The sequence below is a fragment of the Cytobacillus sp. BC1816 genome (assembly GCF_051353635.1).
Lineage (GTDB): Bacteria > Bacillota > Bacilli > Bacillales > Cytobacillaceae > Cytobacillus > Cytobacillus oceanisediminis_C.
Map to the genome: position 1 here is coordinate 2,401,299 of NZ_CP195611.1, position 13,338 is coordinate 2,414,636.

Here is a 13,338-nt window from a genome sequence, read left to right on the forward strand (position 1 = left end):
ATTGCCTCTAAGATGAATCTGTAAAAAGTATAACAAACCAATTTTTGTTTACCGTTTTATTGATATTTTATACTGATAAAAATCTTAATTTATGGAGTGTTGTATATGAAGGCGGTAACCTATCAGGGGCCAAATCGCGTAGCTGTAACAAGTGTGGATGACCCTAAGCTTGAAAAGAAAGATGATATTATCGTTAAAATTACATCCACAGCTATCTGCGGTTCTGACCTGCACTTATACCAGGGCAACATGCCCCTCCCAGAGGGTTATATTATTGGCCATGAACCAATGGGTATTGTGGAAGAGACTGGACCAGATGTAACAAAAGTAAAAAAAGGGGACAGAGTCGTAATCCCATTCAATGTATCCTGCGGCCAGTGCATTTATTGCCAGCAGGATCAAACCAGCCAATGTGATAATTCCAACCCGCATTATGATTCAGGGGGATACTTCGGATACACAGAGAAATTCGGGAATCATCCAGGCGGGCAGGCAGAATATTTAAAAGTCCCTTTTGGCAATTACACGCCGTTTCTGGTTCCGGAATCCTGTGAATTGGAAGATGAATCTCTATTATTTTTGTCAGATGTACTTCCGACGGCTTATTGGAGCGTTGTTAACGCCGGTGTTAAAAAGGGAGATACAGTTATTGTCCTTGGCTGTGGCCCGGTTGGATTAATGGCGCAGAAATTTGCATGGATGGAAGGCGCGGAACGTGTTATTGCAGTTGATTACCTTGATTATCGGATCATTCACGCAAAGACAGCAAACAAAGTGGAAGTCTTCGAGTTCACCAAGTATCCTGATATGGGAGAGCATTTAAAGGAAATTACCCGGGGAGGCGCCGATGTAGTAATCGATTGTGTAGGCATGGACGGGAAAAAGTCGCCCCTTGAGTTTATAGAGCAAAAATTAAAGCTCCAAGGCGGCACCCTGGGTCCCATTCAAATTGCGACAAAGGCTGTAAGAAAAACCGGAACAGTTCAAATAACGGGTGTCTATGGAGCAAACTATAATATGTTCCCTCTCGGTGCCTTCTTCACCAGAAACATTACACTTAAGATGGGACAGGCACCTGTTATACCATTTATGCCAATGCTCTATGAGAAAATCGTTAATAAAGAATTTGATCCGAAAGACATTATTACCCATAAGATTAACTTGGAAGAGGCGAGTCATGGCTATAAAATTTTCAATGGACATGAAGACAACTGCATCAAGGTAGTTTTAAAACCTTAATCGGCATGACCTAAAAAGCCTGCTATAATACAGCAGGCTTTTTGTCATGGCTGTTTCCCCATCTTTTAATTAGAAGCTCAATTTCTTCATGATGTTCAATTCCTTCACCAGAAGGTGTTTCAAGAATTAATGGCAATCCTCGAAGTGGTTCAGCTTTGATAAGCTGATCAAATTGTTTCTCAGTTATATGACCTTTGTTAAATATATTGGCGTGTCTGTCCTTGCCTGAGCCTGCCGGATATTTGGAGTTATTAAAGTGAATGGCTTTAAGATGATCGAAATAGCCCAGCTCTTCCCCTTTTTTAAGAAATTCATTTAGATTCTCTCCATTCCAGAGATTGCTGGCAAAGGCATGGCAGGTATCCAGGCAAAAACCAATCTGATCCCGGTGTTCACACAGGCTCCGAACCTGAACAAGCTCCTCAATTGTTGTACCCATTGACCCAGGGTGGCCAGCAGTGTTTTCAAGCAGGATTAAGCAATGGTCTTCCCGGCAGGAGAGGATTTGATTAAGAATTTCAATCATTAATTGATACCCTGCAAGCGAATCCTTGTTGCTGATTGGGTTTCCAAAATGTACAACCACTCCTGCCGAGCCACAGGCACTGGCTATTTCCAGGTCATTCAGCAAAGAATTAATCGTCAGCTCTTGTTTCTCCGGGTGAGGTGTGAGGCTGGTTGGGTAAGGAGTATGTGCAATCGAGAAGATTTCATGCTCTTTGCAAAATGCTCTGCAAAGAGCAGCATCCTCCCGATTAAAATCCTTTACGCTCAAGCTTCTTGGATTCTTTGGAAAGTACTGAAAGGCAGAAGCATTCCTGGCCCTTGCAGCTTTTGCAGCTCCTAAATATCCTTCCCTTATGCTTACGTGACAGCCAAATAACATCCTGATCCCATCCATTCGTTACCTTCTATAATAATATCTTCTCCTTGAGCGTGAAGAATGACATTCATCACAGATTTGATATTCATGTTCCCAGGACAGCTTTTTGCCGCACTTTCGGCATTTTCTTGAGAGCTCTTTAATATCGGTTTTTAGTCTTTCGTGAACATGGTCGCTGATTTCTTCCCTTAATCTTTCCCAGTATAACGCTTCTGTTCTTTGCTCAAGACGATACAGGAACAGCAAATGGAGGCCAATTGCTTTATAAGTCAATTCCAGCTCTTCCAGATTCCGGTTCTTGATTCTGGGCTCAGGAAGTTCCTCGCCATCAATAATGGCATACATGGTTTCTTCCCACTGACGGACAAGATCATGTTCTTTTTTTGAGAATGGCAGATGGAGAAAACCATACAGGTCCATTAGGCCAAGCTTTGCTTCAATTTCTGTTCCGCGTATCCTTTCATATAGATCTCTCTCCTCTGATAGTGCTGCTTTTTTGGTTCCTCTGGGGCTCTCGAACTTATCCCAAAGCTCAAAGAATGATCCGAGATCGCGGTAATACCTTTGGAATCTTTCAAATACTGTATTTGTTGGGGCTATTGCAAAACTGTGGACCGGGGCATCCACCATTTCAAGCAAGGCCTTCATTCTTTTGATATCTTTTGTAAAAGCCACTTTTCCAATGTTGTAAAGCCCTTTTCTTCCTGCCCTTCCTGCAATTTGCTTTACTTCCTGTGAAGTAAGGGTTCTCCTTTTCGTTCCGTCAAACTTATCGTTTTCCAAAAAAACAATTCTCCGGATAGGCAGGTTAAGTCCCATCCCAATGGCATCAGTGGAAACAATGACTGAAGTTTCTCCCTTTATAAAACGCTGGACTTGTTTTTTTCTGGTTTCAGGAGGCATCGCTCCATAAATCATGCTTACTGAGTGCCCTTCCTGCTGAAGTCTTGAGGCAGTTTCAAGTACTCTCTTTCTTGAAAAACAGATGAGTGCATCGCCTTTTTTTACATGGCTGAATTTGAATTCCTTTGCTTCGACTTCAAGAGGAATATCCCGGCTGTATTCATTCAGTTCAATATCTGCTTCGCCAAGAAGCTGAAGCATCATGCTTTTAGCGCTGCGGCTGCCAATGATATGGACTTCATTGGCATTTGCCTTGGTAATTGCTTTATACCAGGAAAAGCCTCTGTCTTTATCCGTGATCATTTGGGCTTCATCAATTACAATGACGTCGTAATAGTCCTTTTCGTAGAACATTTCAACCGTGCTGGAAAGATGCTCAGAACCGGCAACTGCTTTTTCCTCTTCACCGGTTTTCAAAGAACAGGGTATACCTTCGCGGTTCAGTTTATCATATACCTCGAGTGCCAATAGCCTTAAAGGCGCCAGATACATGCCGCTTTGGGCTGATTTCATTCCTTCAAGGGCATGGTGTGTCTTCCCTGTATTAGTTTCACCAATATGAAGTACATACCTTTTGGCCCGTTCCACAGAGGGGCTGTATTCCTGCCCGAATATATATTCGAGCATGCGTTCCTCTTCTTCTTTCTTCCGCTGCTGCTCAGCTAATTCTTCTGCTATTTTTCTCTCCCGGTCAGCAATGTCCTTCTCGAGCAGATCTTTATGGACTTCAGGGTCAAACGGTATATCTGCAAGCCTCAGCAAATCTTCAATATATTCCTCCTGAATGCTTTCAAAAAAGCTTTCATCAAGATCCTGAAGGGTATGGGCCATTAACTTCTTCACCGACTTACCGGTCAGGGGTTTCTGATAGGTGTCTTCATATTCCTCGAATAAATGATGTGGAAGGTTCTGCAGGACGAGCGATTGCAGGGAATCGGACAGAAATCCCGAAATATGGTTCTTATAGACATAGTAATAGGCTTCATATTCAAAGTAGCCTTTGCCCCCATACAATGCTTTATGAATATTTCCTGTCAGCTCCTCAAAGAATTCCCCCGTTACAGTATAATCACTTGCATCAAATCTGCCTGTCTCCTCAAGTTTTTCCTCTAGAGCAAAGGTATCCACTTTTTGATATCTTATCTTGTTTCTAAGATCGGAAACCAGCTGCTTTGAAGCCATATGCCTGACATGAAGATAAAGAAGGCTATAATCTCTTTCTATAATTTCATCAATATTCTTTTCAATATCTTCGCGGATACGATACTTCTTTCTCTGAAGCCGCTCCTCTTCTGTTTTCTGCAGAAAATGAGCCCGTGCACTTTCATAGCGCTCAGCCCAAGCTTCCTTATTGCTTTCAAATAGGTCATTAAGCCAGTCCAAACTATTAAAAGGCTGATAATCCCTCATTTCAGTCCGGAACAGGTGATTGATTATTTTCCTGTCAACATTTTCTGTGTCGTATCCTTTTTCACTTAGATATTTCTTTTTTTCATGCTTGGATATTTTGGCTGTGATTTTATTCAGCCACACATTTACCCAGATTTGGTCGATATAATGAAATCTTTCAGAAAGATATTCCTTATACGAGGGCATCGACTCTTTACTGCCCAGATAGCGGTCGGCATCCTCCAGGATTTTTATTTTTGTATGCTCTGCAGCATTATTGTATATCTGTTCAAGCTGATTCATGGTCCGTTCCCCTTTAAACATCATTAAACTGTAATGTAATAATTATGACTTAGGTTATGTATGATATTGATAAATTAAGTAGTCTTCATTTTACCATCTTTTGAAAAAATATCATTGACATAAAACTTAAACCGGCATATAATTTATCTAGAATTAAAATATCTTGAATTCAAAACAAATGAATTCGAACTATTGGAGGAGAAAAATGTGGTTAAAACAAAATGGGCAGTTGATCCTGCGCACAGCAGTGTGGATTTTTCAATCAAGCATATGATGATTGCAAACGTTAAAGGCAGCTTTAATAGCTTTGATGCAGAAATAACTGCAGATCCTGCAGATTTAACAACTGCTGATATTACATTCAATGTTTCACTTTCAAGTGTTGATACACGCAATGAAGATCGTGACAACCACCTGCGTTCTGCGGACTTCTTTGATGTTGAGAACCATCCGAAAATGGCCTTTAAATCAACAAGCATTGTAAGCAAGGGTGATGATGAATATGATGTTACCGGCGATCTTACTATTCATGGTGCAACAAAAACAGAAACCTTTACTGTGACATATGAAGGATCAGGAAAAGATCCATGGGGCAATGAAAAAGTCGGCTTTACTGCTGCAGGAGCAATCAAACGAAGCGACTATGGCTTAACTTGGAATTCAGCCCTTGAAACAGGGGGAGTTCTTGTTGGAGATAAAGTGAAAATTGACCTGCAGATACAGGCAGCAAAAGCAGAATAAGACAGAAAAAGGGCAGGTATACCGGTGAAACGGTATCCTGCCCTTTTCTTAATAGTTAAGAATGTACAAATTCTGAAGTTAGATAACTGTCTCGGCTCTCGGGTCTAAGCGTGTCTAGTTTCGGCTCCTAAGAACTGGAGGTCATAGGCCGATAGGCGGGTTGCTTCGGTTTATCTATTCATTTTATTGATCGGCTAATAACGTGGCAATTTTGTCTTCAATAACCTTACCTTGACCGCCGTCAGTCAAGTTATTCAGAATAACAGAAAAGATAAGCTCTTCCCCGCTGGCCGTCTTAACATATCCTGATAATGAACTGACTGTTGAGATAGAACCTGTTTTTGCTTTGACATTCCCGTCGGCATTGGTATTTTTCATGCGATTTCTAAGAGTCCCTCCCACCATCCTGTCTGTATTGCCGGCAATCGGCAATGAGTTCAAATAGGAGTTGAACCATTCTTCGTCCTGTACTTCGAAAAGAAGTTTTGAGATTTCATTTGCTGGAATTAAGTTTACATGTGAGATTCCGGAACCGTCCCGGAGCACGAGAGTTTCCTTATTCATTCCAAGGGCTGCTGCTTGTTCTTCCAATACTTCAAGCCCTTTTTCCCAGCTGCCTTCCCCTTTGGCAACTTTTCCTATTTCCTTGATTAATGTTTCAGCATGGCCATTATTGCTTAATTTCATAAATGGTATGAGCAAATCTTTGATAGGCATGGATTTATGCTCAGCAAATAGTTTTGCGCCTTCTGGGGAAGTGCCAGCTTCTGTTTTCCCTTTGATTTTAATGCCTTGTTCAGCGAGAGAACGCTTCAATAGATCCAATGCATAGCCAGTAGGCTCCCATACAGCAATCCATTCCCTTGAACGGCTGCCTTCAACTGGAATTTCTCCTTCAATTGTAACTGTGTTCGTTCCGTGATCTCTTTCAATATGGATATTCTTTTTTTCGTCTTTAGAGACGGTTTTAGCCTTATTGACGATCTTAATGTAATCTGTTTCCGGCACCATTTTGACAATCGGTTCCTGCCCGGCTTTTTCTCCGGGATAAACCTCTACAATTACTGTACCCGCGTCATAGTCCTCGTTTGGGGAGGCAGTAAGTGCTGAGACTTGTCCGCCATAATACCATGATTCATCGCTCCATGAAAGGTCGGTTGAATAGCGTACATCATCATACCACGTGTCATCACCGATCAGGCTGCCTTGAATAACTTTGATGCCAGCTTCTTTTACTTTAACAGCAAATGAATCAAAATCCTTCTTTAAAAGGGTTGGATCACCTTTTCCTTTTAAGACCAAGTCACCTTGAAGTGTCTTTCCCTTTATTGAACCTGTGTGAAGAAGTTCTGTTGTGAACTGATAATTTTCTCCCAATGTTTCTAGAGCCGCAGCTGCTGTTAGGAGCTTCATATTAGAAGCAGGTCTTAAACGTATATCCCCGATATGGTCGTATACCAGCTCGCCAGTTTCTGCATTGCGGATACTGACTCCTGCAAGTCCTCCCTGAAGAATTGGATCATTATTAAGCATTTGGTTTAACTGCTGTACAAGTTCGCCGCCTTCTTCCGTTGCTTGGACTTGAGGTGATTCGGGCTGAGCAAAAGGAACAAGTGCCAGCATAAATACCAGCAATAAACTGATATTTATTTTTACACTCTTTTTCATATGTATAAGCCACCTTCCATTTTTGTTTCTTAACCTTTTCTTCTTAGAAAGGTGTGTTCCCTTTATTTCCATAATGAGGAAAAGGAATCAATTTTTAATTTACTTAACTATTTTATTCTCCACTTTAAAAGTTATGAGGACTGGCTATTATTTCCTATTTTCTTCTAAAATAAATATTATGCTAGTAAGGATATTTATTCTTAAAATGCTATTAGAAAATGGTATGATAAAAACATGTGAATTTTATAAGGAGTGGAAAGAATGAGTGTACATAAAGCAATATCAGAACATGTAGGAAAGCAGAATAAGATAATAACGAAATTTGCTGCCTTGGAACAGCAACGCGAACACTATATTGAGCAAGCATTGGATCTATGCAGGCGGGGACTTCCATTTTCCGCGGATAAGATAAATGAAGTAACTGCTGATATCAATGAACTTTCTAAACAGGGAATTATACCTGCAAGAAAGTATGTAACAAATGAAATGATTGAGGAATATGCATCAAGGACAAAATAGGTACTTATGATTATAAAGAAGCGTGACTTCCAATTGGATGCACGCTTCTTTATATTTGCTGGGATGATTCATGGGCAAATTCCTGCAAATCAATTCTTTTATTTATATTAAAGTGAATCCCCTCATTTTCTAAAAGTTCTCTCTGAATGTCATGCAAATCTCCTTCTTTAAACCCAATTTCCCCTTTCCCATTCACAACCCGATGCCACGGAAGCTGATGCTTTTCACTTTGGGTATGAAGAATCCGGACCACCTGTCTTGCTCCTCTGGGGCTCCCGGCCAGCCTTGCGATTTGCCCATAAGTCATGACTTTTCCTCTTGGGATGTTTTTAATGATTTTTATAACTTTTTCTGTAAATGGCTGCACATGATTGCTCCTTTTTTATCTTTTATTATAAAACAAACCCGCCTGAGTTTCAGGCGGGCTCTCCTATTATCCTAACATTTCCTTTGCGTGTTCCGGAAAATCAATAAACGGGTTGCGGTTTCCCTGGAGTTCTTGAATGGCAGCGTTTCTATGCTTCTCATATAGAGTCACGGGATTTTCTTCATGCCACCTCTTCAAAACCTTCATATCCATCTTTTCTGCAATATCAATTACTTTTTTATATCTAACTGAAAAATAGAATACGGCTCTTGCAGCAATACCCTTACCATATTCAGGCTCAAACTTTTCCTGGTCTGCCATTCCGCAGCCGTTCCTGACACTCTCTATCTGGATTTCTGGTACATAGTCTTCAAAATCATAGTATGGGAAGTTGCTTCTCATGCTGTTGCATGCGGGTTCACAGGCAAAGAGATGATGCAAATCCCCTTTCATTGGCTGTTTTTCTTCAAACCATGATTGCGGAACGACATGCTCGGTATTAAAAATAATTCTCTCATTGCTGCTGAACCCTCTTTGAATCGACTGAAGCAGCTTTAAATCCTGGTCAATCGCTTTAAGAGGGTCAATGCCGGTACCGGAATATAAACTCTTTAGCTTGAGGTTTTCCTGCAGATCCACCCATGGATAAACAAATTGATGAGGTGAATAATCCAATTGATGGGTATGGGTACGAACCAGCAGAGCTTGAATTTGTTCCGGAATGTTTTCCTTATCAAATTCAAGGGTGCTGTAGTAATTCTCTTGATTAAGGAAATCCTTCTGTGAGTCGTAATAGGGTTCATTTTGAACCCTTTCAATATACTTTGACTGAGCTTCGGCCCATGCCAATGAAATACTGTTGACTTTAATCATATAGCATTAACAACTATGGATTTGAACTTTTGGTCGAAGATGCCAGTTAAATGCTCAGGAACGGTTAAATACACAAGTCCATTTCCCTCAAGTTTAGGCGAATTGCCTAACGGGACAGTCCTTCTGATTAATTGTGCATAAAGTTCAGGCTCAGAAAGTTTTCTTTCAAAATGCCTGTTGGCAAAATCTTTGATCAGGGCCAACGCACCTGAAACATGTGGCGCAGCCATTGAAGTGCCGCTCAGGGTTGCGTACTTTCCATTTAGAAAGGTAGATAATATCCCTTCCCCAGGCGCTACCAAATCTATTTCATTATGAGAGTTTGTAAATTCGGAAGAATTTCTTTCAAGGTTTATTGCCCCTACACTAATCACCTCGTTGTAGCAGCCAGGATAAGCAAACTCATCGGTTGAATCGTCGCCATCTCCTTCATTTCCTGCTGCGCAGACCACAAGGATATTCTTTTTAACAGCCGCTTTAATCGCATCATGCAGCTCAGGAACATCAGCGGGTCCCCCAAGTGACATGGAAATGATATCCGCATTTTGTTCGATGGCATAATGCAGGCCATTAATGATCCATTCATATTGTCCCGAGCCATCTTTGTTTAAGACTTTCACAATCAGGAGTTCTGCTTCAGGAGCTACCCCGATAACACCAGCGTCATTTTCATTCGCTGCAATGGTTCCTGCTACATGAGTGCCGTGTCCGTTGTAATCTGAATAAATATCCGGGCTGCTGGCATCATCGTCTGTAAAATTGCGTCCGCCAATTATCCGATCCTTCAGGTCTGGGTGATTTACATCACATCCTGTGTCCAATACAGCAATCTTAATTCCTTTTCCTTTTGTCTCGTTCCATATCTTTGGAGCCTGAATCAATTCCACACCCTTTGGAACTTCCTTAACTTCCTCTTCCTGCTGAATCACCTTATAAGGAATAATGCGAACATATTGCTCCATTTCTTTCCCTCCTTAAGAGATTAAATTGAAGCTGGTTCTTGCTGTTGTTTTTATTTTAACAATTCTGAATACTTTACAACAGTATCGTTCGTAGGGAATTTCCATGAATTATGAAGATAAATAGGAAGTATTTGTGCTATTTGCCCTATAATGAATGATTGAGAATGATAGTGATATAATTCAATTTCATAGGTGAACTGAGGAGGAATGCAGTAAATCGAATGGAGAAAACAGTCAATTTACTGCCTGGCAGCAAGGTCAATGAATGAGGTCATGGAAATTAAACGAGTGAAATGATAAAGCATACTCGTACATGGAACGGAAGTTGGCAGGTAATTATGTCAAATAACTGCATAACTCAGTAAAGGTCTAAAAATTGAAGAATAAAGCTTGCTTCATATTCATCTTATTGATCTTAAAAGCTTTGGGATTTCGGCATAAATTTGAATGATTTCATCTATTTTCATCCTTACCAGCCCAGACGAAGATGGAGCGACAAAGTCAAGGGTGCCAGGTACCACGGAGTCTTCCTGGATGCCCCATGGAAGCTTCTTTCTCCCGCTGTATTCCTGGTAAACTCCCTTTCCGACAAAGCAAATGATTTTTGGCTTGAGGTCACTAATCTTTTTAATCAGTTCTTCTCTTCCTTCTTTATATTCTTCTTTTGTAATTTCATCTGCTGCTTTAGTAGGTCTGGGTACAATATTTGTCATGCCATATCCCAATTTCAATAACTTGTAGTCTTCAAATGCATCAAATTTGCGGGGAGTCAGCCCTGATTCATATAGGATTTTCCAAAATCGGTTGTTTGGATTTGCAAAATGATGACCTGTCTCTCCTGATCGAATACTTGGATTGAAGCCGACAAACAGTAAATCAAGATTTTGTTTCAAATGGTCTCTAATAGGCTTCATGCAACCATCCTTTCTTAATAGCAAGGTATAGTTATTTTACATAAAATCCACTTGCGTTTAAAACAGAAACTCTTAAGCGGAAAAAAAGGGCAGACGCCCTGCTCTATTCAGCAGGAACGCCAAACATAGAGGAATTTCTATAATCCATGCCTAATGCAATACTGAGCAACCATGTCTTCTATTTGGTCGTTTTCGGGGAATTTTCCGGAAAATTCGAATTTAAGTTCGTCTACAAATTTTCCATTATGAAAAACATGTATGGCACCGTTCTGGCTGATGACGCTAAATTCAGGCTCAAACCGGTAGCCGTTTCTTTCAATGGCACCCACTCAACATCAACTCCAATACAGTTAGTTTTTCTTAGTATAAGGACTTTTCAGCCAGGTATTTATGGCAAAACAAAAAAAGAGCCATTAAGGCTCTTTTTTACTGAAGCGAATTAACCTTCAAGTATTTCAACTTTCTCCATAACATCGCCATTTCTCATAGCTTTTACAGTTTCCATGCCGGATGTTACTTTTCCGAACACTGTGTGAACGCCATTTAAATGCGGCTGAGGCTCATGAACAATAAAGAACTGGCTTCCACCTGTGTCACGGCCAGCATGTGCCATTGAAAGAGAACCTGCTTCGTGCTTATGAGGGTTTCCTTCTGTTTCGCATTTGATTGTATATCCCGGACCGCCAGTGCCTGTTCCATTCGGGCAGCCCCCTTGACTTACAAAACCAGGGATTACACGATGGAAATTCAAACCATTATAAAAGCCTTCGTTAGCCAGCTTTATGAAATTTTCAACTGTCCCTGGTGCTGCTTCCGGATATAGTTCAAATTCAACCTTTTCACCGTTTTTCATTAATATGTATCCTTTTTCTGCCATACTAATCATCTCCTTATGTAAAAATCAAATTAATAATACCATTAATCTCGCCAGGAATAAAATTAAAAGGCGCTTTTTCGCTGATTGAACATAAAAAATAAAGGGTAATGCTAAGGTAGCATAGTAATATAAAAAGAAGAAATGGCTTATTGGAGGTTTATAGAATGAAAAAGTGGGCTTTTGTCTCAGACTTTGACGGAACGATTTCAAAAAGGGACTTCTATTTAATTTTGATGGATAAATATTTTCCGGAGGGCCGGGATTTGATGTCCAAATGGAAGGCTGGAGAGATGAAGGATATCGATTTTTTAAATAAGGTATTTACCTCCATCAATCAGGAAGAAGATCAAATTATCAGCGATATTAATTCAATAGAAATAGATGAATATGTACCTGACTTTATCGAAAAGATTCAGCAGAACGGCGGAGATTTTTATATTTTAAGTGCCGGCACAGACTATTATATTTACCACCTATTAAAAAAATTTGGAGTGGAACATGTGAAGGTTTTTTCGAATGAAGGGTATTATCATGAGAAGAATGTGCACATGAAAATAGATAAGGATCATCAGCATTACTCTGAAAGGTATGGCATTGATAAATCGAAGGTCATTCAGGACTTAAAGAAGGAATATGAAACAGTGTTTTTTATTGGGGACAGTGAACCGGATTCACACCCGGCAGAGTATGCTGACATTACTTTTGCCAAAAATGGACTTCAGGATCTTCTTTGGAAAAAAGACATATCTTTTGTGCCGGTAGAAGAATTTAGTGAAGTGGAAGTTTATTTAAAGGAAAAAGGCATGCTGCCAAAAAAATAATCTTTATTCCAGGGCAAAGCCGCTTAACTTGCCCTGGAACGTTTGTATGTACTTTAACCAAATAACTCCAAAAATAATAGAAGGATAAATATGATAAATGCATAAAATGAGAGATGCAGAAATACAGTTGTTAATTTAAATTTGACTTCTTCCACATTAAATGACTGTTGTCTTCGAGTCCTTGCCCTCACTGCCGCAACACCATCCCTGGTCATCATAATATTGATAATCGGATCATTTCCATACATTATATTTCTTCATGAAATAGGCGCTTCCCTTCAAAAAATAGCAGTTTATAAGTAACGGATTTCCTGGGGAAGCGCATAACATGACAGAAATTAAGGTTATTCTTCTTTTTTCTTAAGATAATCATCAATCTTATTATCGAGTATTTCGAGGCTTTTCATGGCCCGCTCAAAATCAAGTTCACGATAATGATGCGCTCCTCCAGGTTCTTCATCTTTTTCATCTGCCAATTTGACTATGGATTGCAGGGGAGTTCTTACAACCTCACCGCCAGGCAGAAATGAATCCGTGTGAAATAGGATGGCTAAGGCTACTTCTTTTGCTTTAATCGGGTTTTCTCCAAGCCTGATCAGGAGTTTGTGTGCCCGCTCAGCACCTTTAATGGCATGAATGTCATTCAGCCGGTAAAGGTCGTAATCCCACTTTCCATTTTTATACCAGGTATAATGGCCGATGTCATGCATGAAACCTGCTTTAGCTGCGGAATCAACATCCTCTCCGGATTCATGTGCGAGCTGGAAAGCATGGTAGGCAACTGCAATAGCATGAGCGATGCCGGAGCGTGTAATATATTTCTGTGCGATCCGATGCTGATATATGTCGGTTAGTTTTACATCTCTCATGTAATCCCCC

15 protein-coding genes are annotated in these 13,338 nt (G+C 40.4%); 4 read left to right on the forward strand and 11 right to left on the reverse strand.

Translation table 11 applies throughout. The features are described from left to right. The first annotated feature begins 105 nt into the window (after positions 1-105). Positions 106-1,239 carry a zinc-dependent alcohol dehydrogenase gene (locus ACR42H_RS12350; RefSeq protein ID WP_436376473.1) on the forward strand — a complete coding sequence of 378 codons (1,134 nt, stop codon included), beginning with the start codon at positions 106-108 and terminating at the stop codon, positions 1,237-1,239. A 22-nt stretch (positions 1,240-1,261) separates the two neighbouring features. Here the strand turns inward: ACR42H_RS12350 and ACR42H_RS12355 are convergent, their stop codons facing one another. Then, positions 1,262-2,140 carry a deoxyribonuclease IV gene (locus ACR42H_RS12355; RefSeq protein WP_436376475.1) on the reverse strand — a complete coding sequence of 293 codons (879 nt, stop codon included), beginning with the start codon at positions 2,138-2,140 and terminating at the stop codon, positions 1,262-1,264. Between the two features lie 3 nt (positions 2,141-2,143). Continuing rightward, the gene (locus tag ACR42H_RS12360; protein WP_436376477.1) at positions 2,144-4,717 is read right to left on the reverse strand and encodes a helicase-related protein; all 2,574 of its coding nucleotides are present in this window, start codon (positions 4,715-4,717) and stop codon (positions 2,144-2,146) included. Positions 4,718-4,924: 207 nt separating this feature from the next. On the opposite strand from ACR42H_RS12360, the gene ACR42H_RS12365 reads away from it, so the two are divergent. Continuing rightward, positions 4,925-5,458, forward strand: coding sequence for a YceI family protein (locus ACR42H_RS12365; protein WP_113880876.1), 534 nt, complete (start codon positions 4,925-4,927; stop codon positions 5,456-5,458). Between the two features lie 183 nt (positions 5,459-5,641). Here the strand turns inward: ACR42H_RS12365 and dacB are convergent, their stop codons facing one another. Continuing rightward, positions 5,642-7,126, reverse strand: a complete 1,485-nt coding sequence (dacB, locus tag ACR42H_RS12370; RefSeq protein ID WP_436376479.1) for a D-alanyl-D-alanine carboxypeptidase/D-alanyl-D-alanine endopeptidase — start codon at positions 7,124-7,126, stop codon at positions 5,642-5,644. A 261-nt stretch (positions 7,127-7,387) separates the two neighbouring features. Between dacB and ACR42H_RS12375 the strand changes: the two genes are divergently transcribed. Further along, positions 7,388-7,645, forward strand: a complete 258-nt coding sequence (locus ACR42H_RS12375; protein WP_113880878.1) for a YpbS family protein — start codon at positions 7,388-7,390, stop codon at positions 7,643-7,645. Between the two features lie 49 nt (positions 7,646-7,694). Here ACR42H_RS12375 and ACR42H_RS12380 read toward each other — a convergent pair whose 3' ends face one another. The 6 genes from ACR42H_RS12380 to ACR42H_RS12405 form a co-directional block, all read right to left on the reverse strand. Further along, positions 7,695-8,012, reverse strand: coding sequence for an MGMT family protein (locus ACR42H_RS12380; protein WP_113880879.1), 318 nt, complete (start codon positions 8,010-8,012; stop codon positions 7,695-7,697). A gap of 66 nt (positions 8,013-8,078) precedes the next feature. Further along, positions 8,079-8,885, reverse strand: a complete 807-nt coding sequence (locus ACR42H_RS12385) for an endonuclease I family protein (protein ID WP_436376482.1) — start codon at positions 8,883-8,885, stop codon at positions 8,079-8,081. After that, a complete protein-coding gene (locus ACR42H_RS12390) occupies positions 8,882-9,847 on the reverse strand; it encodes a S8 family peptidase (RefSeq protein WP_113880881.1) in 966 nt (321 codons plus the stop codon). The genes ACR42H_RS12385 and ACR42H_RS12390 overlap by 4 nt, the downstream gene beginning before the upstream one ends. 401 nt (positions 9,848-10,248) lie before the next feature. Then, complete coding sequence (locus ACR42H_RS12395; RefSeq protein WP_436376484.1) at positions 10,249-10,761, reverse strand: mismatch-specific DNA-glycosylase; 513 nt, start codon at positions 10,759-10,761, stop codon at positions 10,249-10,251. 137 nt (positions 10,762-10,898) lie between these two features. Next, positions 10,899-11,090 carry a YbxH family protein gene (locus tag ACR42H_RS12400; protein ID WP_113880883.1) on the reverse strand — a complete coding sequence of 64 codons (192 nt, stop codon included), beginning with the start codon at positions 11,088-11,090 and terminating at the stop codon, positions 10,899-10,901. Between the two features lie 110 nt (positions 11,091-11,200). Further along, positions 11,201-11,638, reverse strand: a complete 438-nt coding sequence (locus ACR42H_RS12405) for a peptidylprolyl isomerase (RefSeq protein ID WP_436376486.1) — start codon at positions 11,636-11,638, stop codon at positions 11,201-11,203. Positions 11,639-11,802: 164 nt separating this feature from the next. Between ACR42H_RS12405 and ACR42H_RS12410 the strand changes: the two genes are divergently transcribed. Then, entirely contained in the window at positions 11,803-12,459 is a 657-nt protein-coding gene (locus tag ACR42H_RS12410) for an MtnX-like HAD-IB family phosphatase (RefSeq protein ID WP_436376488.1), read from the forward strand. Between the two features lie 53 nt (positions 12,460-12,512). Here the strand turns inward: ACR42H_RS12410 and ACR42H_RS12415 are convergent, their stop codons facing one another. Next, positions 12,513-12,707, reverse strand: coding sequence for a hypothetical protein (locus ACR42H_RS12415; protein WP_113880886.1), 195 nt, complete (start codon positions 12,705-12,707; stop codon positions 12,513-12,515). Between the two features lie 96 nt (positions 12,708-12,803). Beyond that, positions 12,804-13,328: an HD domain-containing protein gene (locus ACR42H_RS12420; protein ID WP_436376491.1), complete on the reverse strand. Its 525-nt coding sequence runs from the start codon at positions 13,326-13,328 to the stop codon at positions 12,804-12,806. Between the last annotated feature and the right edge of the window lie 10 nt (positions 13,329-13,338).

Excerpts from the sequence above, each read along its gene's own strand:
- ACR42H_RS12350 (WP_436376473.1), top strand. The coding sequence starts at position 106 with ATGAAGGCGGTAACCTATCAGGGGCCAAATCGCGTAGCTGTAACAAGT.
- ACR42H_RS12355 (WP_436376475.1), bottom strand. The coding sequence starts at position 2,140 with ATGGATGGGATCAGGATGTTATTTGGCTGTCACGTAAGCATAAGGGAA.
- ACR42H_RS12360 (WP_436376477.1), bottom strand. The coding sequence starts at position 4,717 with ATGAATCAGCTTGAACAGATATACAATAATGCTGCAGAGCATACAAAA.
- dacB (WP_436376479.1), bottom strand. The coding sequence starts at position 7,126 with ATGAAAAAGAGTGTAAAAATAAATATCAGTTTATTGCTGGTATTTATG.
- ACR42H_RS12375 (WP_113880878.1), top strand. The coding sequence starts at position 7,388 with ATGAGTGTACATAAAGCAATATCAGAACATGTAGGAAAGCAGAATAAG.
- ACR42H_RS12385 (WP_436376482.1), bottom strand. The coding sequence starts at position 8,885 with ATGATTAAAGTCAACAGTATTTCATTGGCATGGGCCGAAGCTCAGTCA.
- ACR42H_RS12390 (WP_113880881.1), bottom strand. The coding sequence starts at position 9,847 with ATGGAGCAATATGTTCGCATTATTCCTTATAAGGTGATTCAGCAGGAA.
- ACR42H_RS12395 (WP_436376484.1), bottom strand. The coding sequence starts at position 10,761 with ATGAAGCCTATTAGAGACCATTTGAAACAAAATCTTGATTTACTGTTT.
- ACR42H_RS12405 (WP_436376486.1), bottom strand. The coding sequence starts at position 11,638 with ATGGCAGAAAAAGGATACATATTAATGAAAAACGGTGAAAAGGTTGAA.
- ACR42H_RS12410 (WP_436376488.1), top strand. The coding sequence starts at position 11,803 with ATGAAAAAGTGGGCTTTTGTCTCAGACTTTGACGGAACGATTTCAAAA.
- ACR42H_RS12415 (WP_113880886.1), bottom strand. The coding sequence starts at position 12,707 with ATGTATGGAAATGATCCGATTATCAATATTATGATGACCAGGGATGGT.
- ACR42H_RS12420 (WP_436376491.1), bottom strand. The coding sequence starts at position 13,328 with ATGAGAGATGTAAAACTAACCGACATATATCAGCATCGGATCGCACAG.